The following is a 25,269-nucleotide window of genomic DNA, read 5'->3' on the forward strand; positions in this document are numbered from 1 at the left end:
TTGGGTTTGCTTGGGTTTGCTTGGGTTTGCTTGGGTTTGCTTGGGTTTGCTTGGGTTTGCTTGGGTTTGCTTGGGTTGTTCCGAGTTTATAATGATTATTAGTAGTGTTATTTAAATTTTCAAAGAATTTGAAATAGTAATTTAAAATAATTTTAGACTTTATAAAATAAAAAGTATTAATTAGTTTTACACAATCAAATTAAAAAGCTAATTTCCAAACTTCTTAAGCATATTTTTGCAAGTATGAAAAATAAACTTTAAAGCAAATTCCTATTTCAAATTCTTGTTTATTTTCTTATGATTTGTTTTAGGCGTTTCATCAAGTGTTTTTAGTATTGTTTCACAGCGTTTAAAAATTAGTATAAAAATTAGTATAAAAAAGCTTAAAAAATAAGTAGTTTTAATGTCTTTACTATAATAAATATAAGCATTGCTAATACATAAAAATATCAAAACTCCGCTTAAAACATAGCCACATTTAATAAGATAAATTTTCATATTATTTTCTTATAAGAATAAATTGCAAAATATATCAAAAATGCTAAAAATACAAGCTCTTTTGCAAATAATATAAATATTTGCATATCAATATTAAATAAAAAGTTAGCAGTAATTTTGATTATATTAAACAAACAAAAAGCACTGGCACCTGATAATAAATAAAAACAAAGCTTATAAAAATCGTTCTTTAGCTTATCGTTTGCTTTAAAAAGTAGTATAGTATTTATCATATAAGCAAAAGAGCAAATCAAACAAAATCCATATACTAAAGTTCTCATAGTAAAAAAATAAAATAAATTAATATTACTAAATGACAAAACAAAAATTATAAAAAGCACTATAAATCTGCATTTATAAAGCTCATAATGTCTCATTTAAATCCTTTAAGCTAAATTATACGCCTTAATTAAAGAGCTTATTTCATTTGCATGTGGAAATCTTTTGTTATCACATCCTATTAATTCATTTTTTGAATATATTTTTTCATCATTTATAATTACTATAAAATCGCCTTTACTTCCTATTTCAAATTCCACTTCAATACCTTTAAACCCGCCTATTAGTTCATCTGCAATCCTTGCAGCTTGTGGTTCGTATTTTCAAGCGTTGCAATAAATGATTTTCGCTTTCATTTTCTCTCCTTACATAATTATTACAAATTTAAAATAAATTAATTAATAATCATAAATATTAAATTATTTATTGTATTCTTTACTAATTAATAAAAAATGTTATTTAGTAAAGGTAAATATGAAGTTTTTAGAAATTTTAAAAGAAAGAAAATTAAAAGCAACACCACAAAGAATAAGCATATTAAGAGTGTTGTCAAAACACGAACATCCTAGCATAGATGAATTATACGAACAAATAAAGCTAGAATATCCAGCGATTTCACTGGCTACTGTGTATAAAAATTTAAGCACAATGATTGATGAAGGTTTGGTTGTTGAAATAGCAATTCCTAATGATAAATCAAAATACGACATTTATGAATACGAACATATTCATTTAGTTTGCAATAACTGCAAAAGCGTATTTGATTTAGATAAGGTTAAAGCTGGACTTGATAAGTATCAAGAAAGCTTACAAGAAAAGCTAGAGCATAGTATTGATAATATAAAAATTACTGCATTTTTAAGCACTTGTTCAAATTGCAAATAATATAAGTTAAAATTAGTGAAAAAAGGAGTTTAGGTGAGCATTTTAAAACACTTTCTCTTTTTTACACTAGAAGGTAATTTAGAGTTCAAAAAGCTTAAAGATAGTTTTTGCTTATACGATGATAGCTTATATAAGCTTGATATTATTGATAATGAATTATATTTTTTAAAAGCTAGTTTAGGAAGATTAGATATAGAATATCAAACTAGCTCGTTAAAATTAGATGATGTAAAAAGCAAAAGCTTAAAATATAAAAGAGTAGTAGCATCTTCAAAACTAATTGAGAGTTTTAATAATTTTTATATTTGCACTATGCTTGATGAAAGTAGTCAAGATGGACTTAAATTTAGCGAATATGAAAGATTAAAAATATTTTTAACCTACGGACTAAAAGCAAAGGATTTAAGCATTAGCATAGGTCTTGCTTTAAGAATATATATGTTTTATTTAAGCATAAACTCAAAAAGCGATGAGATAAAAAAATTATTAGATTTATTTAGTTTTATTTATCAAGAAAATATAGTAGATACCATTAAAAACGCTAATGAATTTTATGATAATTTATCTTGCGTTATCTTAGATGATGCTAATTTTTACACGAATGAATGTGCGAAAGTTAATTTTACTAAGATATTTTCTAAGGTTTTAAGAAAAGAAGCGATTAAGGTATTAAGATACGAAGAAAACACCGATAAATTAATTTTATTACTTGATTTTTTAAGCTTTTTTAAAAGTCATAAAAAGCTAGATTTATCTGAAAAACTATTAAAAAACAAAGCCGTTAAAAAAACAGCTAGAAAAATTAGTAAAATAGCTAGAACTTATTATTTAGGATAATTATGCAAAAACAAGAAAAAATTGTAGAAATGTTTAATGAAATAGCTCCAAGCTATGATAAAGCTAATAAGGTTTTAAGTTTTGGAATTGATGCTAAATGGAGATTTGATGCAATTTCTAAAGTAAAAGAACATATTAATTTAAACTCAAATCTAAATATAGCTGATATTGCTTGTGGAACAGGCGATATGTGTGCTTTATTAAAGCAAATTCCAAACTCAAAAGTAATAGGAATAGACCCAAGTAAAGGTATGCTAGAAGTTGCTAAAAAGCGTTTTTTAGATGTGGAATTTGAATTAGGATATGCAAACAAGTTGCCTTTAGCTGATGAGAGCGTTGATTTGATTACTATTAGTTATGGCTTTAGAAATGTTGTAGAAAAAGACGAAGCATTAGAAGAATTTAGAAGAGTTTTAAAACCTAATGGAGTTCTTTTAGTTTTAGAATTTTTCAAAAGAGAAAAAGGTGGCATCATAGGCTTTTTCCGTGATTTTTATCTTAAGAAAATCTTACCTATAATAGGTGGAATGCTTAGTAAAAACAAAGCAGCTTATGAATATTTGCCAAATTCTATTGATGATTTTTATTCAAATGATGAATTTAAAGAAAAGTTAAAAGAACATAAATTTTCTTTAAAACTATTTAAAACTTATAGTTTTGGCGTTAGCTCATTGTTTATTGTGAGTAAAGATGCTAGCAAATAAGGTAGAAAAAACTTATTTTTCTGTAAGCGAAATCAATAATCTTGCGAAAAATAGCTTAGAAAATACTTTTTTTAATGTAGCAATACAAGGAGAAGTAAGCAAGATTACAAACCATACTTCAGGGCATTGGTATTTTACTATTAAAGATGAATTATCAAGCCTTGATTGCACTATGTTTGCAAACTACAATAAAGGCAAGGCAAATTTATTAGTAGGAAATAAAATTATTGCCATAGGAAAATTAAGCATATATCCAACTAATGGCAAATATCAATTAAATTGCACGGATTATGAATTAGCCGATGGTTTAGGTAAATTACAAGCAGCATTTAATGAGCTTTATAAAAAGCTTGAAAAAGAAGGCTTATTTTCAAGTATTTACAAAAAACAAATCCCAAAACATATAAATAATATCGCAATAATTACAGCTATTAATTCAGCAGCAGCTAAAGATATTTTAAGAGTATATGAAAATAATCAAAGCTATTTAACAAAATTAGTTTTTTATGATAGCTTAATGCAAGGCGAAAATGCTAGTAAAAAAATAATTGAATGTATAAAAAAAGCTAATTTAAACAATCACGATGTAATTTTAATCGCTCGTGGTGGTGGTAGTAAAGAAGATTTATTTTGTTTTAACGATGAAGCTTTAGTAAGAGAAATTGTAAAATCAAATATACCTATCATTACAGGCTTAGGGCACGAAATTGATACTCATTTAAGTGATTTAGCAGCTAGTAAATATTATGCAACCCCAACTGCTGCAATGCAAAGCCTAGTTTATAATAAATTTGATAGATTGCTTGATCTTGATAATTTGCAAAATCATTTTACTTTACAAGTAAAAAGACAAATAAATAAAAAACAGCAAGATTATTTATATCTTTCAAGTAAATTTTCAAAAAAAGAAGTTAGCTTTAAGTTTAATTCATACAAAAACAACTTATTAAATAAAAAGATTTTATTAGAAAAAAATATAAAAAATATTTTAAAAAATAATGAAAATAGCATAAAAAACTATGAAAATAATCTAAAAAATAATCTAAACAAATCTTTAGAAAAAAAGCAAAAAATATGCGAAGATTATAAAAACAAAATAAACATAGGAAAGATTAAAAGCGATATTGCTAATATGCAGTTTAAATTAAGCAATTATGACAAAGCAATAAAAGCAGATTTTAGCAAGAATTTAACGCTAAAAAATGCTAAATTGCAAGAATTTTCTAATATAAAAAACAAAATCAATTTTAAGCTAAAAATAGCAAGTGAAAATATTTTAAATAAAAAAACTTTATTAAATAATAGCTTTAAACCTAAATTTAAAGAAAAATATGTAAAAATAAACAATTATCATCAGATTTTAAGCACTCATCAAGCGTTTTTAGAGAGCATTAAAGAATATGCAAGAATTATGAAAAATAATAAAGCAGTTAGTTTAAAATCTTTAAAAGTAGGCGATGAAATAGTTTTAAAATCATTTGATAGTGAAAAATTAGCAAAGATTATAAAGGAGTAGGGAATGAGACAATATAATTTTAGTGCAGGTCCATCAGAATTACCATTAGAAGTATTAAAAGAAATTCAAGAAGAATTATTAAGCTATAAAAACAATGGCTTTTCAATCATGGAAATAAGCCATCGCTCAAGCTATTATGAGCAAATGCACAATGACGCTATAAAAGATGCAAAAGAGCTTTATGGAATAAATGATGATTATGAAGTGATTTTCGTTCAAGGCGGAGCTACTATGCAATTTAGCTTATTAGCTATGAATTTTAGCCTTGATAATAAGCCATGTGAATACATTGATACTGATGTTTGGACGCAAAAAGCTTGTGAAGAAGCTATCTTAGCAGGAGTAAATGCAAAAATTGTAGCAAGCTCAAAAGATAGTAAATATAATTATATTCCAAAAGTTAGTTTAAATAGCGATAGTTCTTATACTTATATATGCTCAAATAACACGGTTCATGGAACTCAATACAAGCAACTTCCTATTTCAAATTCTCCTTTGATTATTGATGCTAGTTCGGACTTTTTTTCAAGGAAATTAGACTTTTCAAATATAGGCGTTTTATATGGTGGAGTTCAAAAAAATGCTGGTATAGCAGGATTTGCTTGTTTGATTATTAGAAAAGATTTGTTAGAAAGAAGCAAAAACAAATCAATGCCTAAGATGTTTAATTACAACACTTACGCTGATAACAATTCATTATTTAACACTCCTCCTACATTTGCTATTTATGTATATGCAAAAATTATGAAATGGATTAAGGCAAAGGGTGGCCTTGATGTGATAAATAAAGAAAACGAAATAAAAGCTAAATATCTTTATGATATTATTGATAATAGTAGTTTTTATAAAGCTTATGTGAATAATGAAGATAGATCTATTATGAATGTTTGCTTTACAACAGGAAATGATGAATTAGACTTAGAATTTTGGAATAAAGCTGCTAAAGAACATAATATGCTAGGTTTAAAAGGGCATAAAAAACTAGGCGGTTTAAGAGCTAGTATTTATAATAGTGCTAGTTTAGAAAAAGTAAAAATTCTAGGTGAATATATGAAAGAATACGAAAGGGTTCGTGGATGAAAAAAGGCTTTTCATTAATTGAACTTATATTTGCTATGGTAGTTATTGGAATTTGCATTGCTGCAATTCCAAAAATAGTAAATGCGAGTTTAGAAAGTGATGAGATTAGTTATAAACAAGAATATTTTTATGAAGTAAAAGAACTTTATGGGCTTATTAGAAACTTGCCTTTTAATAGCAATAATGTATCTTATGATGATTATAAACAAAATAGTTTATTATCTCAATTTGTTGCAACTTGCAGAGACAAAGCAGCAAATTTTAAGCCACAATATGAAGTAAGTGAATTAAGCTTAATTAATATAAATCCAAGATATGGAAGAGCGTCTAGTCCAAAAAATAGTAATGCAGCTGGAGTTTTATGGACTGGTACAGGCTCTAGGGGTCTTAATAATACAAATTTTACGAATGCTTTAGGTCAAAGCTTTTCTTATGTATTTGCTGATCCGACAAAAGGCTCTAAGGTTGATAGTGCTTATAAATTTAAATCATTAAACACTAACGGAAACACTACCAATATTGATTATAGAAAAGTAACTGGAAATGATTTTTATGCTAGTGTTGCTCCTTGTGATATAGAATTGACATTCCTTTATAAATTACAAATATATGATGATAAGAATGAAATATTTTTATCTTTTGATACATTTTATAATACCTTTGGAAGACTTGATAGTATTTATAGTCAATATTCTATGATGACACAAGATACCACATGGCAAAATACAAATGAAGATAAATTAAAAAGTTATCTTAGTTTATAAGGAAATTTATGAAAAAAGCTTTTACGGTAATTGAATTAATAGTAGTAATTGTTATATTAGGAATTGTTGCAGGACTTGGAGTTGAGATTATTAAATTTTCTTACGATAACGAACAAAGAGTAAGGATATTAAATGAGCTTGAATTAAAATCGCAAGTTACAATGGACTTTTTAACAACACATTTAAATAACGCTATTAAAAATAGTTATAGATTAAAAAAACAAGAAAATTCAGAATGTGCCAACTCTATTACTGATTGTAAATTTGTATTTAACTTAAATAAAACTTCTTTAAAAGATACTGATTTTAAGATTTTTGAATGGGCTAGAATAGCAATAATTGATAAAAAACATGACAAATGGGATGGCTTAAATGAGACAAAATATGTTATTGATAATGCAGTAAATAATAAATCAGATTGTTATGATGATTTAACAAAACCTAATTATTTTCAATGTTTTTCAAAAAGTGGAATAAACCAAAAAATATTTAGAAATTACGATGAAGGAACAATACTTGGCATATATTTCTTAGGAGATAATATTGCGACTTCAACTTCATTTATGGAAAAAGATTTATATGATTTTGAAGTATATTCTATAACTTCTTCTGGGGTTACAAGCAAAGCAACTAGAATTAAATTAAGATTAGATGAAAAAAATTTCACTATGAGTAATGTTTATGTATTAGTTGATAAGATTGAAGGTGTTGTTTATGATGGTACAGAAAATAAGCTTAAATATTATAGTTATGATTATAAGGATAAAACCGCTAATTTTACAACAAATGCAAAACCTAAAGTTACTTTAGTAAATCATGTAAGCGATTTTTCTGTAAGCAGTAATAACGGAGTTACAACGCTTAGATTATGCTTAGAAGCAAAAGATTTGCCGGGTAGTTTTATTAACAAGAAAACAACAATTTCAGTATGTAAAACGGGAGTTATATTATGAAAAAACCTGCTTTTAGTTTGATAACTGCTATTATTTTTATTATTTTAGTAAGCGTTGTTGGGGTTTTGACATTAACTTCTTCAAAAAGCACATTGTCATTTGCTTCAAGAGCTTATTTAAAAGAACAGGTTGAGTTTTTAATGGACGGAGCTAGAGCTAGAGCTTTAGCTGATTGGTTTAATTCAGGCGATCCTACTAAAAATGGTGGTATATATGCAGGTGGTACGCAAACTAGGACATATTATTATCCTAGCGATACTGATAGAAAATATATAATTACAATAGAATATTTTAAAGTTAATCCAAATGGTGCTTTAAAATTTGATAAAAACACTGTTTTAGCAAGAATTAGTGTTGAAACAGGGGTAGAATTATCAAAAATAGCAAAGATTAAATTAGTTAGAGATTACACAATAGGAAATTAATTTCCTATTTCAAATTCCACGCAAAAAAGGTTAAAAAATGCAAGACTTTATACAAGAACATTTTATAAATAGAAAAAACACAAACTCATCTAAATGGGATAATCTAGCGGTAAGATTTAATGATAATAGAGACTTACTTGCAATGTGGGTTGCTGATATGGAGTTTAAAACAGCTAAAGAAATACTAAGTGCAATTAATGAAAGAGTAAATCACGGAATATTTGGCTATTCTCTTACTCCTAATAGCTATTATGAGAGTTTTATTTCTTGGATGAAACAATATCATAATGTAGAACTTAAAAAAGAATGGATTAGATTTAATCTAGGCGTTGTAAATAGTATATATCATTTAATAAATTGTTTTAGCAAAGAAAATGATAGTATTTTAATACTATCTCCTGTGTATTATCCATTCGCAAGAGCTGTTAAAGATAATCATAGAAAATTAGTAGAAAATGAGCTAGTTTATAATGAAGATAATGGCGAGTTTTGTATTGATTATGACAAGCTTGAAAAAGACATTATTACAAATGATGTAAAAATGGTTATATTTTGTTCTCCACATAATCCTATTAGTAGGATTTGGAATGCAGATGAGCTTAAAAAATGCTTTGATATTTTCAAAAAACATAATGTTTTAATAATTAGTGATGAAATTCATCAAGACTTTACTTATAAAAAAAGCTTTATTTCAGCACTTAATTACGAAGAATATTTTGATAATTTAATCATCTTAAATGCAGCTTCAAAGACATTTAACCTTGCTTGTTTGCTTAATTCTCACATTATTATTCCTAATGAAAAATTATTAGCAGTTTATGATGAATTTGCTAAGAGATTTAATCAAATTGAAACAAATATAATAGGTCAATTAGCAACCGAAATTGCTTATAAAAAAGCAAGATATTGGCTTGAAAATGTAAAAGAAATTATTTATAAAAATTATTTATATATAAAAGATGAGTTCGCAAAAGATGAAATAACAAAAAATATCATTATAAGCCCATTTGAAGGCACATATTTGCTATTTTTAAATTTTAGTAAAGTTATAAATGAAAATAGAATGAAAGAATTCATTCAAGATGATTGCATGATTGCAATTGATTATGGCGATTGGTTTGGTAAAGACTATAAAGGTTTTATGAGAGTAAATCTAGCAACAGCTCCTATTCATATAGAAGAATTTGTAAAAAGAGTTAAAAATCAATTAAAAATCAAGGATTATAAATGAGTGTTTTTAAAAGTTATAGACAATCTTTGTTATTGATTTTAGCAATTTTTATTGGTTCGGTTGTAGGGTATTTTATGCAAGAAAAGGCTTTAATGTTTGAAAGCCTTGCGAATTTGTTTTTAAATTTATTATTTTGTATAGTTGTGCCTTTAATCTTCGTATCTTTAGTAAGCTCTATTGCAAATGCTAAAAGTAGTTCAGTATTTGGTAAGACTATTTTAGTGATGATTTTAGTATTTTTAGTAAGTGGGATTATTTCAGGTATTTTTGGTTTAGCATTCTTTTCATTATTTGATTTTAAAACTAATGTGGCTTTATCTACAATTGATGATGTTAAAACAAGTGCTGATGTTTTATCTATGTTTAGCGTAGGTAATTTTTATGAGTTATTTACTAGAAAGAATCTAATTCCTTTAATCGTATTTGCTTTATTTTTTGGCGTTGCACTATTAAAATGCAAAGAAGAATGCAAAAATGTGATTAATTTTTTTAGTGAGTTAAATATAGTTGTTAATAAAATGGTTAATTTTATAATGATGTTTGCTCCTATTGGTTTGGCTTGTTTTTTTGCTGTTTTATTTGGCACAACAGGAAAGCAAATCACAGATGATTTAGCTAAAGCTATAATTGCATTTTTCTTAATCACTCCTGTTTATTTTATAATTCATAATGCGATTTTTGCTTATTTTGCAGATGGTATTAATGGAGTTAAATTGTTTTTTAAAAATATTTTAACAAGCGTTATTGTAGCTTTAGGCACATGCTCAAGCGTTGCAGTAATTCCTAGCAATATAAAAGCAGCTTCAAATATAGGTGTAAATCCTAATGTAAATACTCTTGTAACTTCTTTAGCAGCGTCACTTCACAAACCAGGTTCAGTTGTTTTAGCGATTTTAAAAATGGCTGTTGTTTGTGCTATTTTTAATATAGATTTATTTACGGCTTCTAATATGATTAAAGCAATAATTGTTGCTATTTTAATAGGCTCAGTTGTTGGACCAATCCCAACTGGTGGCTATATTAGCGAAATGCTTGTGGTTGGTGCTTTTAATCTTCCTATTGAAGCTCTTCCTATTGTTATTTTAATAGGAACGATAGCTGACGCACCTGCAACCTTGCTAAATGCTGCAAGTGATGTTAGTGCAACTATGGTTGTAAATAAATATGTAGGTAAAAAAGATGAATAAGCAAGTATTATTAAGTTATGGCGGTGGCGGAATTGAAATGAATGATTTTTTAAATGATTTCATTTTAAAAAATATTAATTCGGATAATTCTCAAGGACTTAGCGAAGATGCGGCCGTTTGTGATGGTTTTAGCAAAATAGCATTTTCTACTGATTCATTTGTGCTTGATCCTTTATTTATAAAAGGTGCAAACATAGGCAAAATTGCAGCTTGTGGCTCTATTAATGATGTTTTAATGATGGGAGCTAAGCCAAAATATCTTACTTTAGGTCTTATTTTGGAAGAAGGCTTTAATTTAGATGAATTAAAAATAATCTTAAATGATTTATCAAAAACTGCAAAAGAATTTGAAATAGGAATTAAGTGTGGGGATTTAAAGGTAGTTCCTAAAGGAAAAGCCGATAAAATTTATATAAATACAACTTGCATAGGTGATGCTTTAGGCTTTACTAAAAATAATAACATAGGAACAAAAAGCATAAAAGAAGATGATGTAATAATTATAAGTGCTGATGTAGGTAGGCACGGAGCTTGCGTAATGGCTGAAAGAGAAGGGTTTTCTTATGATATAAGCAGTGATGCAAAGTGCTTATATAACGAAGTAAAAGACATTTTAAAATACGATATAAAATGCTTAAGAGATGCAACTCGTGGTGGTCTTGCAAGTGTGTTAAATGAATTATCAAGAGCTTCTAAGCTAGATTTTATTATAAATGAAAGCGATATTAAAGTAAGCGATGGAGTTTTAGGGCTTTGCGAATTGCTAGGCTTTGAAGCTTTAGAACTTGCTAATGAGGGAACTTTTGTTTGTATTTGTGATAAAAAAGACGCTAATGAAGTCTTAAAAGAATTAAGAAAATACAACGAATTCGCAAATATTATAGGCTATACAAAAAAATCAAGCAATCCAAGTGTGATTTTAAATACAAATTATGGTGGTAGCAGACTTTTACAAATGCCAAAAGGCGAATTATTGCCAAGGATTTGCTAATGCATGAAATGGCTATTGTAAATAATCTCTTAGATGAGTGCGAAAGAATTAAAGTAGCAAATAACGCTATAAAAATTACTAGAGTAAAGGTGAGTTTAGGTAGGCTTAGTGGTGTTGAAGAGCATTATTTTAAAGAAGCTTTTAAAGCATTTACTAGTGATGAAGATTCAAGCTATTTTAATGCTAAATTAGAAGTAGTTTTAAAAGAATTAGAGCTTTTATGTAATGATTGTAATAAGCAATTTATTCAAGATAAAAACGAGTTTTCTTGTATTTATTGTAATAGTAAAAATGTAAAAGTAATTAGTGGTGAAGAGCTGCTTTTAGAACAGCTTGAATTAGAATAAGCTTTAATTTTAATGATGATTTAAAAAAATTAGCTAAATTAAAGCAAAAAATTTAAAAAGAGTTTTGATATGAGTTTGATGGAAATAGTAATTATTTTAATAGTTGCAGTTTTAGTTTTAGGACCTGAAAAATTACCAGGAACTATCGTAGAAATCGCAAAGATTTTAAAAGCAGTTAAAAAACAAATCAATGAAGCAAAATCAAGCATAGAAAATGAAATCAATATAAGTGAGCTTAAAGATGAAGCTAGAAAATACAAAGAAGAAATCACAAAAGCAAACGATAGCATTAGAAAAAAGCTTAGTTTTGAAGAATTTGATGAGATTAAAAACACTTTAAGCGATTTTGAAAAAGACGCACAAAAGGCTGTAAATAGCACAATTGATAGCGTAAATGCTACAAATGAAATTCCTAATTCAAATTCTAGCGATGAAAAAGAAGAAAAACTTAGCAAAAGAGAACAATTTTTAAAAGAAAAGAGTGAAAATGTTTGAAGAATTAAAACCACATTTAGTAGAACTTAGAAAAAGATTATTTATAAGTGTTGTTGCTTTAATTTTAGCATTTTTTGTATGTTTTGCGTTTTGGAAACCTATACTTCATTTTATTTGCGTTCCACTTATGAATGTATTGCCTAAAGGCTCTGAAATAATTTTTTATAAACCTCAAGAAAATTTCTTCACAGCAATGCAAGTTTCGTTATTTGCAGCGCTTTTGGCATCTTTACCTGTTATTTTATGGCAAGCGTGGAGATTTGTAGAACCTGGGCTTTATGAGAATGAAAAAAGATTTGTAGTGCCTTTTGTATTAAGTGCAACAATAATGTTTTTAATAGGTGCAGCTTTTTGTTATTATTTGGTTGTTCCTATTGCATTTGATTTTTTGATTAATTTTGGTGGCGGAGAGTATAAAGCTATGCCTTCGGTTGCCGAATATGTAAGTATTTTTACAAAGCTTGTAATTGCTTTTGGTTTAGGTTATGAGCTACCTGTTGCTATATTTTTCTTAGCAAAAATAGGTCTTGTAACTGATAAAACTTTGATAAGAAATTTTAGAGTTGCGATTTTAATTATCTTTATTTTTGCAGCGATAATGACTCCGCCTGATGTATTTTCTCAATTTTTAATGGCTATACCGCTTATTGGACTTTATGCTATTTCTATTTATATTGCTAAAGTTGTAAATCCTGCTGATCCTGATATAGATGGCGATGATGAAGATGAACTTGAGTTATTAGAAGATAAAAATGCTTGATAATTTACTAAGTTCTTATGATTATGATTTGCCTAGCGAATTAATCGCTAAATATCCAGCAAATCCAGCTGATAGTGCAAGATTATTGGTGTATGAGAGATCAAGTGGCAAAATAACTCATAGTGTGTTTTATGATTTAGCGAAATTTTTGCCTGAATGTGCTTTGATTTTTAATGATACTAAAGTTTTTAAGGCTAGATTTTATGGCAATAAACTAAGTGGAGCAAAATGCGAATTATTTATAAACAAAATCTTAGCTAATAATGAGTTTTTAGTTCAAATTAGAGCAAGAGTTAAAGAAAATGATTTTTTAATTTTTGAAGATGATTTAATGGCTAAGGTTTTAAGTCTAAATGAAGATGGCACAAGAATTGTTAAGTTTTATAAAAACAATGAAGAATTAAGCACTCAAGAAGTCTTAACAATAAGCGAAAAAATAGGGCATATCCCACTTCCACCATATCTTAAAAGAATGGATAATAGTGAAGATGAGATAACTTATCAAAGCCTATTTGCAAAAAATATAGGTGCAGTTGCAGCTCCTACGGCTTCTTTGCACTTTACTCCAAGAGTTATTGAGAGCTTAAAAGATAAAAAAAGTGCTTATATTACTTTGCATGTCGGTGCAGGAACATTTGCTAGCGTTGAGAGTGAAAATATAAATGAGCATAAAATGCATAGCGAGTATTTTTCATTAAGCGATGAGGCTATAAGCTTAATTGATAGCAAAATACCTATTTTAGGAGTTGGCACTACAGCTACTAGAACCATAGAATATTATGCAAGAACAAAGCTTAAGAGTGGAGAATGTGATTTGTTTTTAAATCCATTTAATAAACCTATTAGGCAAAATTATTTGCTTACTAATTTTCACTTACCAAAATCAACTTTGATTATGCTTGTAGCAAGTTTTATAGGTAGGCAAAACACTTTAAAGCTTTATGATGAGGCTATTAAAAACAATTATAAATTTTATTCATACGGCGATGCAATGCTGATTATTTAAGGAAAAATAATGAAGAAATTATTATTAAGTTTATTTGCAAGTTCTCTTTTTGCAGATTCGATAGATTTTTCTGATAGAGATACGATTTTATTATTCGTAGTTTTAGGTGGTTTAATCGTTTTATTACTTGTATATATTTATAAGTTAAAAATGAAATTAAGAATTCACAAAATCAAAATGTTTGACGTAAAAGATGATTTAGACTTAGAAAGTGAAAGCTTTGAAAAATCTTCTTTATATTTTGATTTACAAGAAGTGTTTTTGTATTTTTTCAAAACCTTAAACTATGAAGCAAGTGTTAGAAATAATACATTTTTAGTTCAACAAGATATGTTTTATATAAACGAACATAATGAAAAAGTTCCGCCAAATAGATATTTTTATGGAGATTATACAAATATTATAAATGCTGTTTGGGCTGCTGCTGATTTGATTAATCAAAATGTAGAAAACGAAACGATTTTTATAAATATTAGCGTTAATAATAATATTACTAATAGAACATTTTTATCAGTAGATATAGGCGTTTGTGGAATAGTAGATGATAAAAAAGCTGAATTATTCAAAAGCTTTACAAATCCTAAAAAGCTCTCAATCGTAGAGCAATTACACAAGCTAAATGCTTATATGAGAAAAATTGATGGCTCAAACTATGCTTTTAAAGATACTAGCGAAAGAATTAATTATGCAATTTGTCTTAGTATTCCTGTTGTAGTAAATGATGGCTTGGGTAGTTTAGCTGATGTTACTCCAAAAGATAAATTAAATGTATTAATAATTCATCCAAATACTGATATTTCAAGAACTCTTACAGCTAATTTAGAAAGTTTTGAGATTAATTGTATTCAAAACCAAACAAGTAATGGACTTTTAGAAAAAATTGAAGATGGAGTAAATTGCACTTTTAGAGCTGTATTTATTGATGCAAATTTAATTAATCAATTTAATGACTATGATTTACATAGATTAGTAAAAGCTCAAGAAGAATATTGTTTTAGATTAGTAATTATTCTAAACAATCACAAAATCACTCCAACTATTGAAAAGATTATTCAAGAAGTAGATTTTCTACCTTTACCATATACTATTGATAATATTCGTTCAGTTATAAATATAATAAAAACCCAACACGAAAAACTATTAAGCTAACAAATAACTACTTATTGTAGTTATTTGTTTTTAATTTGTTACATAAAGTAATATTATTTATTAAAAGTAATAATTTTCTTAATTATTGTGACCTTTATTTTGTATTCTAGAAGTTTTAGCAGAAAGGATACAAAAATGAGTACTTATGTTTCACAACTAGTGTTAAAAAACGAAACAGGAATTGGCGTTATTGAAGTAAGTAACGAGCGTTTTAGTAGGGTTGAGTTATTTTTAAAAGATGATTTTAATAAAAGCATAAAAGAATTATCAAAAATATATAATTTTGATGAAAATGCACAAGATTTAAGAGATAAAATAATTTTTCCATCAGCAATTGATTCTCAAGTACATTCTCGCTCTCAAGCAAATAATGAAGATTTTGAATTAGCTAGCAGGCAAGCATGTGCTGGTGGTGTTAGTGTTATGGTAGAAATGCCTTATGATGCAGGATTATTAATATCAAACGCAAATAATTTTAATAAAAAACTTCAAGATGGTTTAGAAAATTCTTTTTCTGATTTTGCATTATATGCAACGATTTTTCCTGAAGATGGAGTAAAAAATATTAAAGAATTAGTTAGCTTAGGTGCTTGTGGGTTTAAATTATCTTTGTTTGGAACTGACCCTGTAAGATTTCCTAGAATACCACCGTATTTAATGTATGAAGTAATGCAAGAGTGTGCAAAATATGATATAGTGGTAGGAGTTCACAATGAAGATCACGAAAGCGTTATTTATTTAAGCGATAAGATTAAAAATGAAAGAAGTGATTATTTAGCTCATAATCTTTCTCGTCCTGAATGGGTAGAAAATATAGCAGTGAATACAATATATGAATTAGGAGCTAGCACAGGAGCAAAAGCACATGTTGTTCACGCATCTAATGCAAGAGCATATCGGATTGCTAAAAATTACAAAAATGATGGTTATAAAGCTAGTATTGAATGCTGTTTGCATTATTTAATGTGTTCAGAAGATGAAGAAGTTAAAAATTTAAAAGGCATAGCTAAAGTAAATCCACCTATAAGAGATAAACAAACTAAAGAAAAGCTTTGGGAATGTTTAAAAAATGGCTTAGTTGATGTTGTATCAACTGATCATGTTAGATGGAGTTTTGATAAGAAAAATAATGAAAATATATTTTTAAATTCTAGTGGTGCTGCTGGACTTGAGATTTTATTGCCTTTATTTTTAAGTGAATGTGTAAAAAGAGATATAGATTTAAGTACTGCTGCAAGATTGCTTGCTTTTAATCCTGCTAAATTATTTAAACTACCTAATAAGGGTGAATTAAAAGCAGGAAATGATGCTGATTTTGTAATCTTAAGCAAAGAACCTTATGAATATTATGCAAAAAATGGCTTTAGCAATCTTGATTATAGTCTTTATGAAGGAAGAGTAATTGATTATAAAATAAAAGAGCATTATATTAGGGGTAATAAAGTTTTTGATGGCGTTAATGTTTATAAGTTTAATCCTAAATTTATTAGACCTAATAGGAGTTAGCTATGATAATAAGCGCTCAAGACGTTAAACAACATATAGATAATTTATCAAGAATAACAGAGCCTAATAGACCTTTTACTAGAAAAGTTTTTACTTCTTTATATGATGATGGCAGAAGTTATATAAAAAAACATTTTTTAAATTTAGGTCTTGATATTATGTATGATGATTTTGCAAATATATTAGCTATTAAGCAAGGCAAAAGTAAAGAATGTATTTTTATCGGCTCTCATAGTGATACTGTTGCAGATGGTGGTAGATTTGATGGTATTTTAGGTGTTGTTGCTGCTATGGTAATAGCAGAAAAATTAAAAAACACCACATTAGATAAAACATTAATATTTTGTGATTATTTTGGAGAAGAGCCTAATGAATTTGGCGTTTCTTGTGTGGGTTCTCGTGGTATTTCAGGAAATTTATCAAAAGAACAACTTAATTTAAAAATAGGTTCTAATAGTTTATCTGATTTGATAATTAAATCAGGTGGGAATGCACTTTTTAGAACTTTTAATGAATTAAATTTAGGAAAATTATTAGCTAGTTATGAATTACATATTGAACAAGGCAATACGCTTGAGAGTTTAGGCGAGAAAATAGGCATTGTAAGTAGTATTGTAGGTATTTCTAGATTTAGTGTTGAATTTAATGGCGTAAGCAATCATGCAGGAACAACAGCTTTAAATCTAAGAAAAGACGCTTTATTAAACTCATCTAAATTCATTGTATGGCTAAATGAAAAAGCTATTCAGTATGATAAAAAAGCTTACACGGTAGCAACGGTTGGAAGATGTGATGTATTGCCAAATGCAGCTAATGTAATCGCTAATAAGGTTAATATTAGTATAGATTTAAGAAGTGTAAGCGATGAAATAAGAAAAGAATTCATTCAAGAAATAATAAATAAAGCAACAAGCCTAAATGCAAATGCAAAATTATTATCAGATTCTAATTCAACCCCAGCAGATGAAAATATCATTAAAGATTTACAAATAAGCGCACAAGAATTAGGCGTTAAAACCATAACTATGCCTAGTGGAGCAGGGCATGATAGTGCATTTATGGCAAAGCTTGCACCTATGGGAATGATTTTTGTACCTAGCAAAAATGGGCTTTCACATCATCCTGATGAATATAGTTCTTATGAAGATTGCGCTATGGGTATTCAAATATTATTAAACAGCATATTAAGGAGTTATAAATGAAAAATAGAACAAGAACAGTTATAGCAGCTTCAATGGGTAATGCTTTAGAGTGGTATGATTTTTCACTTTTTGCATTTTTTGCGGTATATATTAGTGCTAATTTTTTCCCAGCTGAAGCTGATCCGATTACGAATATGATTAATACATTTTTATTATTTGGAGTTGGTTTTATTGCAAGACCTATTGGAGCAGTATTGTGTGGTTATATAGGTGATAAATATGGTAGGAAAAAATCACTCTTGCTAACAATATCTACAATGGCAATAGGAATTGTGATTATTATTGCTACTCCTAATTTTAACGAAATAGGCTATTTAGCTCCTATAATGCTTTTAATAGCAAGATTGTTTCAAGGCTTTAGTGCAGGTGGAGAAATCGGTGGAGCTACTAGTTATTTATTAGAGAGTGCAAGTAAAAAACAAAGATTGTTATATGCTTCTTTTTTACAATCAACAATAGGTGTTGCAAATATCTTATCAGCTTTAGCAGGAGTTATTATTACAACCTGTTTTGCTGTAAATGAGATTTATGAAGGAGCTTGGAAGTATGCTTTTGCTTTTGGACTTTTGATTATTCCTGTTGGAGTATATATTAGAAATAAATCTCATGAAAGTGAAGTGTTTATCGTACAGCAAAAAGAGAATAAAAATAAAACTCCTTTAAAGGATTTATTAAAAGATCATAAGGGTAGAATTTTTACAGGTATGTTATTTAGCACTTTATGGACTGCTGGTGTTTATAGTTTGGTTATTTTCATGCCTACATTTTATAATAAATTCTTAGGCTACGATATGCAACTTGGCTATACTGCTAGTTTTTTAGGTAATGTGTTTTTAACAATAGGTTGTTTTGGTGCTGTTTTTATAGCTCATAAAATAGGTTTGATAAAATCATTAATGATTTCTGTTGCGTTATTAGCTATTGTTCCTTTCTTAGCTTTATTTATTCTTTTTGGTTCTAATAGTGCGATATTATTATTTGCAGTTCATATTGTTTTATGTTTATTAATAAGCTTTTTTGTTGGACTTGCACCTGCTATTATGAGTTTATTGTTTCCTGCTCATGTAAGAAGTAGTGGTTTAAGTATTTCTTATAATTTAGTTGCAATATTTTTTGCTGGATTTACACCTGCAATTATTACTTATTTAGCTAAATTTACTTTATTTGCTCCTGCTGCTTGGACTTTATTATCTTGTATTTTAGCATTTTGGGGAATTGTTAGAATGAAGAAATTAGGTCTTGATAACTGGCAAGAATTTTAATATAAAAAGAATTTGAAATTCCTATTTCAAATTCTTTTATTTTTTTAGATTTGTCTTATTACATCAATTACACTGCCATCGCGATATTCAACAACAGCTACTATTCTTTTATTTGATTTTTCATACTCGCAAACTCCACAAATATCATTTGCAATACTAGCTAAGTCTTTTATATCAAGGATTTTTAACCTTGAGTTTTTTAGAGTTTTTGCTAAAGTTTTATCATTTAGTGCGATTCCGTATTCACAAACAAGTGCGTTAATGCTTTCGCCTGGAGTTGTAATTGAGTTTATTTTTTCTTTTACGATAGCTTTTCTAGTTCTAATTAAATTAGTAGTAATTATTGCTAGTTTTGCACCTGCAGCAGCGTCGCTATGACCACCACTTCCACCCATAATCATCCCGTTTGAGCTTGTCATTACATTAGTATTAAATCTAGTATCAACCTCAGTAGCTCCTAAAACAACGCAATCAAGTCTATTTACGATAGGAGAACTTGTGTGAATATTTGCATATAAACTTGAGCTAACTTCGTAATGATTAGGATTAGTTTGTAATGATTTTAAAGCTTCTAAATCAAATCCTTGAACATCAAAAATATTACTAAAATAACCTTCATTATATAAATTAACTAAATAAGCAGTTATTCCACCCATAATAAATGAGCCTTTAATATTCTTTTCTTTCATAATTTCTTTTACAAAATGAGCGCTTGCAAGGCTTATTCCACCAGCTCCTGTTTGAAACGAAAAGCCATCTTTTAAAAGTCCGCTCTCATCTATTAAATTAGCTGTTGTTTTAGCAATTTTTAGCTGAATTGGGTCTTTTGTAATATCTGTTGTGCCTGATTTAATACCATTTGGATCGCCTATTTCATCAACCATTAAAACATAATCAATTTTATCTTGAGTAATGCTAGGATTACTTAGCGGATAAGGATAAATTGTATCACTTACTGCAACGCTAACCTTAGCACAATCAGCATCAGGCATAGCATAACCGATTGAGCCAAAGGCATTTTTACCCATTGTTCCATTTATATTTCCTGCGTTATCTGTCGCACTTGCTGCAATAAATGCTACATCAATTTCTAAATCCCCTGCATAAATTGCTCTAGCACGACCACCATGGGTTCTAAAAATAGCAACTTTTTTAAACAAGCCATTAGAAATTGCATTTGCAACTTTTCCTGTGCAATAGTTTGTATCTATTTGAGTAATTATTCCTTTTTTAGCGAAATCAACTATAAAATCATGAGTTGGAAATATAGCACTAATTGCTAATTTTAAGTCTTTTATACCTAATTCTTCGCAAGCTTTTAGAATAATTCCTACAACCTTATCGCCATTTCTTAGATGATGATGAAATGATATTGTATCTCCATTTTTTAAGCCTGTTTTTTTGATTAATTCTTTTACATTTGTATAGACTTTATTATCATTTGGAGTTGATAATTTTATTTGCTTTTTTACTAATCTTTCTTTAGGCTTTAAATTAAATGCTCCGCTAAAAGGAATAACTTCTCCATAATCTTTTATGTAATCAATATTCATAAAATCTCCTTTAATATCTTTTTAGCACGATTTACAATAGGTGCATCAATCATTTTGCCATTTAGTGAAATAACTCCACTTTTTTTACTCTCAGCTTCTTTAATAGCATCTAATACTTGATTAGCCCAAATTATTTCTTTTTGGCTAGGCTTAAAGCAATTATGAATAATATCAATATGCCTTGGGCTAATTACTAATTTACCATCAAAGCCTAGATTTTTAATATAAGTTGTATCAGCTATTAATCCAGCTTCATTATTTGTATCAGTGTAAGGTGTATCTATTGCATCAATTTTTGCAGCCTTACATACATTTAATAGGTAATTTCTAGCATAATCAATCTCAACTCCACTCTCGCTTCTTCTTGCACCAATTTCGCTTGTATAATCTTCTGCTCCAAAGCAAAGCGCACTAACTCCGTCTAAAAACGCTAATTCTTTAGCATTTAATAAACCAAGTGGGGTTTCTATTAAAAGTAAAATTTCAATTTCCGAATTTAAATTCCTTGTGTATTTTATAAGTTCTTTAATCTCTTTTACATTTTCTGCTTTTGGAATTAAAATGCTATTAATTTTAGTTTTTGATAGTGCTAAAATATCATTTTTTGCATTCTCTAAATTAATTCTAACGATTTTTTCGCATTCATAATTTAGCATATTTAAAGCATTGCAAACTAGATTTAAAGCACTATCTTTTTGCATAGGACTTACTGCATCTTCTAAGTCAAATATAATAGCGTCAGCTCCGAATAATCCTGCATTTTGAATATTACCTGCATTATTTCCTGGAATAAATAATAATGTTCTTCTCATTTTCCTAGCCTTTCTATCGCAGTTTTTAGCCTTGCTAAGATACAAAAATCTAAAGCACCTTTATCGTTAATCTCAATAAAAACCTTTGAAATAGAATGCTCTTTGCAATAATTTTTAATTAGGTTTTTAATATGATTTGCATAAGGATTTTCTTCTTCATTTATAAAAATGAGTTCAAATTTATTATGCTTTTTTATATTTATTAGGCAATCATTTGATTCAATAGTTCCAACGCTAATCATCTTAAACTCCAAATTGTGCAAATAAAAATGTAGCAGCTATAACCGTGCAAGCTCCACCAATTCTAGTTGAAATCTGTGCAAATGGCATAAGTTCCATTCTATTGCATGAGCCTAGAATTGCAACATCTCCTGTGCCACCAAGTCCTGAGTGACAAACCATAACGCAAGAGCATTCAATCTCAAACATATTTAAAAATCTTGCACATAAATATCCTGTAAGAGCCATTGTAGTAACAACGCTAAAGCAAATTACGATAAAAGCAATATTAATTGCAGCGATTACATCTTTCCAAGGTGTCCAAATAACTCCAACGCCTACCAAAAGAGCCCAAGTTAGGTTTTTGCTTACAAATTGATAGATAAAATTTGCACCATACTCTAAGCTTTTTGGCATTATGTTTAAAACTTTTGTAATAGCAGCCATAATAATCATAATAATTGGAGCTGGAATTGGAATTATCATATTTAATAATTTTCCTATTAAGAAATAGCACACTGCAACAAGCAAACCAGCACCCATTAATTTAATATCAAAAGGCAAGGTATCATCGTTTAATGAATTGATATTTTCTTCTTTAGTTTTTACTAAAAGTCCGTTTCCACTTAAATGTGGCTTTTTTAAAGCTAGATTTTTTAGCCATCCTGCATAAGCGATTGCAAATAAGTTTCCTAGCATTGCAGCAGGTGCAAGAAGTGCTATTATATTTGTTGAATCAGCATTTCCTAAAATCTCTGAATAAGCAGCACTTAGTGGAATAATTCCTTCACCAACTCCACCACTTAAAATAGGAATTGCTATATAAAATACTGCATGAGCTCCACCAATGCTAGTAACTGAGCCTATTAAATAAGCAACCACAATAGCTAAAAATGTTCCTATAAATAAAGGAATAAACATTTTTAAAAATCCTGCAATTAAAATTGCTCTTTTCATACTAAGAATACTTCCAACTACTAAAACACTTATATAAAGATATAAGAAGTTAGATTGCTTAATGAAAAATGTTATAGCATCTATTGAGTTTTGATTTAATAAGCCATAATAAACCATGCAAGATGGAACGAAAATACTTAATATCGCAGGTCCGCCGATATCTTTTAAAACAGGAACTTTCATACCTATTTCGCCAAGTAATATTCCTAAAATCATAGTAATAGCAAGACCGCCTACCATATCCTTAGGAAGTTTGCCAAAATAGCAAGTTAAAAATACAATAAGTGCAAATACACAAAATGCGTATAAATTTACACCGCCGATTTGTTTTTCTTTCATAAAAATCTCCTTAAAATGATTTGTAATTTCATTTTAAGAACAATTTTTATTTTGTAAATTTAAGTAATTTTAATAAGTATTTAAATAATTAAAATAAGTATTAATTGATTTTATAATAAATCTGAGGTCTTCCTTTGGCTTTATATTCTAATTTTGAGCTTAGGTAATTTGTTTGTTCTAAATAATTTAAATATTTTCTAAGAGATATTTTAGAAATTCCTACTAAGTTTTCTAGCTCATTTACATTAAACCAAGTGCTGAAATTTTTTATATTTTCTTTTATTAAAGCTAGTGAGTTTTTATCAATTCCTTTTGGTAAATCATCAATTTGTTTATAAAGAGCTTTGTCAATATTTTCTTGATTTATTTCACTTAATAATAATTCTTTTCTTAATTTATATTGATTTAGAGAGCTTTCGAGTCTATTTTGTTTAAAAGGCTTTAGAATATAATCAATTACACCTAGATTTAAGCTTTTTTGTAAGCTTAAGCTATCATTTCTAGCAGAAATAACAATAATATCAATCTTATTAAATTCACTTTTTATTTTTCTAATTAGCTCAATACCATCGGTATTAGGCAAAGTTAAATCAAGCAAGATTAAATCAATTTCATTATTTAATAAATAGCTTATCGCACTACTTACTTCACAAAAACTAGCCTTTAAACAAAAACCCTCAACCGATAAAAGTATGTTTTTGTTAATATCTTGAACCATTAAATCATCTTCAACTATTATTGTCTTAATCATTATTAATCCTTAAAGTTACACTAAATGAACTACCTTGTTTTAAATTACTAACACTTATTAAGCCGTCATAATTAGCTGCAATTTTAGCACATAAATAAAGCCCGTATCCTCTTAATTCTCCTTTTGTAGAATAGCCTTTGGTAAATAAATTTGCTTTATCTTTTATACCACAGCCATTGTCTTTGCATTGAATTTTAAGGTAGTTTTTATTGTTTTTTATAAATATTTCTATCTTTTTATTTAATTCATTATTTAAAGCATCTATTGAATTATTTATTAGATTTGAAAGTATGCTTATAATATCGTTTTGCATATTTATATCATCAAGATTACTAAGTGATGATTTTTTATTAAGAATTACATTTATTTTTAGCTCTTGCAAGAATGCAAATTTACTTTCAAAAAAGGCTAATATTACTTTATCTTTTATGTTGTATGTAAGTCTATTTAAATTATCTTGATTTTTGTTTATTAGCTCATCGCAAAAATTCTTTGCTTCATTAAATTTATTATTTTCTATTAAAGCGTTTATTATATGTAATTTATTTGAGAACTCATGATGATTTGCTCTTAGTGCATCTACATATTTTTTAGTATCTAATAATTCACTAGCTAGTTTTTTAACCTCTCTTAAATCTTTAAAAGACGCAACTACACCTGCAAAGTTATTATCTATAAAGAATGGAATTCTAGTCGTTAGAATGGTTATATCATTTAGCTTTTGCTCTTGATTGATTTCGGCTTTTTTGGTGCTTAAGACTTCATTCATATTTGAATGCGGAATTATATTAGCGTTTTTACCTATTAAATCATCATCTACTAAAGCTAGTTTAAAAATCTCTTTTGCTTTATCGTTTATTAGAGTTATTGTGTTTTTGTCATCAACGGCTATTATGCCATCGTTTAAGGTTTTTAAAATTGCGTTTTGTCTTGCTAAAAGATTTGCGATTTGCTTTGGCTCTAAACCAAATAAAACATTTTTGATATTTTTATTTAATAATTTTGCTGAGAATAAAATTATAATTATTAGTGCAATTACTAAGGCGATATTATATTTATTTTCTTCAAAGATAATTTGATTTAGATAATCAACAAAAACACCAACGATTACAGCACCTACAACCTTTTCATCTTTTATTATAGGGCTAAAGCTTCTAATTGAACGCTTTAATGAGCCTTTTGCTATTGATATATAGCTTTCTGCTTTACTAATTGCTCTATTAGCATCTCCGCCTTCAACTAAAGTTCCTAAAAGATTTTTATTTGGATGGGTTAATCTTTTATAAGAGCTATCAATGATTACTATAAAATCTAGGTTTAAGTCTTTGCTTAGTTTATTTATATTTTCGTTTAGATTAGCATCGTTTAGATTTATATTATTTGCTAAGGTTTTAGAAATAGCTTCTATTTTATGACTTATTTCGTTTTCAATTAATTTTTTGCTTTGAAAAAATAAAAATGTAGAAGTAATGCTTAAAACTATAAAAGAAATTAAAAAAAATGTTAAAGTAATTTTTGTAAATAGTTTCATCTATAATCCTAAATAAGATTTTTGATAAAG

General features: G+C 27.8%; 27 protein-coding genes and 1 pseudogene. 19 read left to right on the forward strand and 9 right to left on the reverse strand.

Translation table 11 applies throughout. The features are described from left to right. Positions 1-270: 270 nt before the first annotated feature. The 3 genes and pseudogenes from AC1B00_RS08110 to AC1B00_RS08120 form a co-directional block, all read right to left on the reverse strand. Positions 271-498, reverse strand: coding sequence for a hypothetical protein (locus AC1B00_RS08110; protein WP_488849208.1), 228 nt, complete (start codon positions 496-498; stop codon positions 271-273). Further along, positions 495-875 (reverse strand): hypothetical protein, encoded by a 381-nt coding sequence (locus AC1B00_RS08115; RefSeq protein ID WP_488849209.1) that lies wholly within the window; start codon positions 873-875, stop codon positions 495-497. Before AC1B00_RS08115 ends, AC1B00_RS08110 begins: the two co-directional genes overlap by 4 nt. A gap of 9 nt (positions 876-884) precedes the next feature. Then, positions 885-1,088, reverse strand: a pseudogene (locus AC1B00_RS08120) (Rdx family protein); the annotation flags it as partial. Positions 1,089-1,251: 163 nt separating this feature from the next. Between AC1B00_RS08120 and AC1B00_RS08125 the strand changes: the two are divergent. The 19 genes from AC1B00_RS08125 (at position 1,252) to AC1B00_RS08215 (ending at position 19,077) form a co-directional block, all read left to right on the forward strand. Continuing rightward, positions 1,252-1,662 (forward strand): Fur family transcriptional regulator, encoded by a 411-nt coding sequence (locus AC1B00_RS08125; protein WP_239818449.1) that lies wholly within the window; start codon positions 1,252-1,254, stop codon positions 1,660-1,662. A 33-nt stretch (positions 1,663-1,695) separates the two neighbouring features. Next, positions 1,696-2,499, forward strand: coding sequence for a hypothetical protein (locus AC1B00_RS08130; protein ID WP_488849210.1), 804 nt, complete (start codon positions 1,696-1,698; stop codon positions 2,497-2,499). 2 nt (positions 2,500-2,501) lie between these two features. Next, positions 2,502-3,203 (forward strand): bifunctional demethylmenaquinone methyltransferase/2-methoxy-6-polyprenyl-1,4-benzoquinol methylase UbiE, encoded by a 702-nt coding sequence (ubiE, locus tag AC1B00_RS08135; protein ID WP_239818451.1) that lies wholly within the window; start codon positions 2,502-2,504, stop codon positions 3,201-3,203. Then, entirely contained in the window at positions 3,190-4,719 is a 1,530-nt protein-coding gene (xseA, locus tag AC1B00_RS08140; RefSeq protein WP_488849212.1) for an exodeoxyribonuclease VII large subunit, read from the forward strand. Before ubiE ends, xseA begins: the two co-directional genes overlap by 14 nt. Positions 4,720-4,722: 3 nt before the next feature. Continuing rightward, positions 4,723-5,799: a 3-phosphoserine/phosphohydroxythreonine transaminase gene (gene serC / locus AC1B00_RS08145; RefSeq protein WP_488849213.1), complete on the forward strand. Its 1,077-nt coding sequence runs from the start codon at positions 4,723-4,725 to the stop codon at positions 5,797-5,799. Then, positions 5,796-6,563: a type II secretion system protein gene (locus AC1B00_RS08150; protein ID WP_488849214.1), complete on the forward strand. Its 768-nt coding sequence runs from the start codon at positions 5,796-5,798 to the stop codon at positions 6,561-6,563. Before serC ends, AC1B00_RS08150 begins: the two co-directional genes overlap by 4 nt. Positions 6,564-6,571: 8 nt before the next feature. Further along, on the forward strand, positions 6,572-7,516 hold the full coding sequence (locus AC1B00_RS08155; RefSeq protein WP_488849215.1) for a prepilin-type N-terminal cleavage/methylation domain-containing protein: 945 nt from the start codon (positions 6,572-6,574) through the stop codon (positions 7,514-7,516). Continuing rightward, positions 7,513-7,941 carry a hypothetical protein gene (locus AC1B00_RS08160; protein ID WP_239818456.1) on the forward strand — a complete coding sequence of 143 codons (429 nt, stop codon included), beginning with the start codon at positions 7,513-7,515 and terminating at the stop codon, positions 7,939-7,941. Before AC1B00_RS08155 ends, AC1B00_RS08160 begins: the two co-directional genes overlap by 4 nt. Before the next feature lie 37 nt (positions 7,942-7,978). Then, on the forward strand, positions 7,979-9,172 hold the full coding sequence (locus AC1B00_RS08165; protein WP_488849216.1) for a MalY/PatB family protein: 1,194 nt from the start codon (positions 7,979-7,981) through the stop codon (positions 9,170-9,172). Continuing rightward, positions 9,169-10,359, forward strand: a complete 1,191-nt coding sequence (locus AC1B00_RS08170; protein ID WP_488849217.1) for a dicarboxylate/amino acid:cation symporter — start codon at positions 9,169-9,171, stop codon at positions 10,357-10,359. The genes AC1B00_RS08165 and AC1B00_RS08170 overlap by 4 nt, the downstream gene beginning before the upstream one ends. Beyond that, a complete protein-coding gene (gene hypE, locus AC1B00_RS08175) occupies positions 10,352-11,350 on the forward strand; it encodes a hydrogenase expression/formation protein HypE (protein WP_488849218.1) in 999 nt (332 codons plus the stop codon). Before AC1B00_RS08170 ends, hypE begins: the two co-directional genes overlap by 8 nt. Further along, a complete protein-coding gene (locus tag AC1B00_RS08180) occupies positions 11,350-11,697 on the forward strand; it encodes a hydrogenase maturation nickel metallochaperone HypA/HybF (protein WP_488849219.1) in 348 nt (115 codons plus the stop codon). The genes hypE and AC1B00_RS08180 overlap by 1 nt, the downstream gene beginning before the upstream one ends. Before the next feature lie 69 nt (positions 11,698-11,766). Next, entirely contained in the window at positions 11,767-12,192 is a 426-nt protein-coding gene (gene tatB / locus AC1B00_RS08185) for a Sec-independent protein translocase protein TatB (protein WP_239818461.1), read from the forward strand. Continuing rightward, complete coding sequence (tatC, locus tag AC1B00_RS08190; RefSeq protein WP_336611903.1) at positions 12,185-12,952, forward strand: twin-arginine translocase subunit TatC; 768 nt, start codon at positions 12,185-12,187, stop codon at positions 12,950-12,952. The genes tatB and tatC overlap by 8 nt, the downstream gene beginning before the upstream one ends. After that, positions 12,945-13,958 (forward strand): tRNA preQ1(34) S-adenosylmethionine ribosyltransferase-isomerase QueA, encoded by a 1,014-nt coding sequence (queA, locus tag AC1B00_RS08195; protein ID WP_336611902.1) that lies wholly within the window; start codon positions 12,945-12,947, stop codon positions 13,956-13,958. The genes tatC and queA overlap by 8 nt, the downstream gene beginning before the upstream one ends. 9 nt (positions 13,959-13,967) lie before the next feature. Beyond that, the gene (locus tag AC1B00_RS08200; RefSeq protein WP_488849221.1) at positions 13,968-15,107 is read left to right on the forward strand and encodes a hypothetical protein; all 1,140 of its coding nucleotides are present in this window, start codon (positions 13,968-13,970) and stop codon (positions 15,105-15,107) included. Between the two features lie 135 nt (positions 15,108-15,242). After that, complete coding sequence (locus AC1B00_RS08205) at positions 15,243-16,613, forward strand: dihydroorotase (protein WP_488849222.1); 1,371 nt, start codon at positions 15,243-15,245, stop codon at positions 16,611-16,613. 2 nt (positions 16,614-16,615) lie between these two features. After that, the gene (locus tag AC1B00_RS08210) at positions 16,616-17,815 is read left to right on the forward strand and encodes a M20 family metallo-hydrolase (protein WP_488849223.1); all 1,200 of its coding nucleotides are present in this window, start codon (positions 16,616-16,618) and stop codon (positions 17,813-17,815) included. Then, entirely contained in the window at positions 17,812-19,077 is a 1,266-nt protein-coding gene (locus AC1B00_RS08215) for an MFS transporter (protein WP_488849224.1), read from the forward strand. Before AC1B00_RS08210 ends, AC1B00_RS08215 begins: the two co-directional genes overlap by 4 nt. 44 nt (positions 19,078-19,121) lie before the next feature. Here the strand turns inward: AC1B00_RS08215 and citF are convergent, their stop codons facing one another. The 6 genes from citF to AC1B00_RS08245 form a co-directional block, all read right to left on the reverse strand. Then, positions 19,122-20,630: a citrate lyase subunit alpha gene (gene citF / locus AC1B00_RS08220; protein WP_488849225.1), complete on the reverse strand. Its 1,509-nt coding sequence runs from the start codon at positions 20,628-20,630 to the stop codon at positions 19,122-19,124. Further along, positions 20,627-21,442 carry an HpcH/HpaI aldolase/citrate lyase family protein gene (locus tag AC1B00_RS08225; protein ID WP_239818466.1) on the reverse strand — a complete coding sequence of 272 codons (816 nt, stop codon included), beginning with the start codon at positions 21,440-21,442 and terminating at the stop codon, positions 20,627-20,629. Before AC1B00_RS08225 ends, citF begins: the two co-directional genes overlap by 4 nt. Then, entirely contained in the window at positions 21,439-21,684 is a 246-nt protein-coding gene (locus tag AC1B00_RS08230; protein WP_239818467.1) for a citrate lyase acyl carrier protein, read from the reverse strand. The genes AC1B00_RS08225 and AC1B00_RS08230 overlap by 4 nt, the downstream gene beginning before the upstream one ends. 1 nt (position 21,685) lies before the next feature. After that, positions 21,686-22,957 (reverse strand): 2-hydroxycarboxylate transporter family protein, encoded by a 1,272-nt coding sequence (locus AC1B00_RS08235; RefSeq protein WP_336611898.1) that lies wholly within the window; start codon positions 22,955-22,957, stop codon positions 21,686-21,688. A 100-nt stretch (positions 22,958-23,057) separates the two neighbouring features. Next, positions 23,058-23,708, reverse strand: a complete 651-nt coding sequence (locus tag AC1B00_RS08240; RefSeq protein WP_336611897.1) for a response regulator — start codon at positions 23,706-23,708, stop codon at positions 23,058-23,060. Beyond that, positions 23,701-25,239 (reverse strand): ATP-binding protein, encoded by a 1,539-nt coding sequence (locus AC1B00_RS08245; RefSeq protein ID WP_488849227.1) that lies wholly within the window; start codon positions 25,237-25,239, stop codon positions 23,701-23,703. The genes AC1B00_RS08240 and AC1B00_RS08245 overlap by 8 nt, the downstream gene beginning before the upstream one ends. Positions 25,240-25,269: the final 30 nt, after the last annotated feature.

Source organism: Campylobacter sp. DY7 (assembly GCF_057802535.1).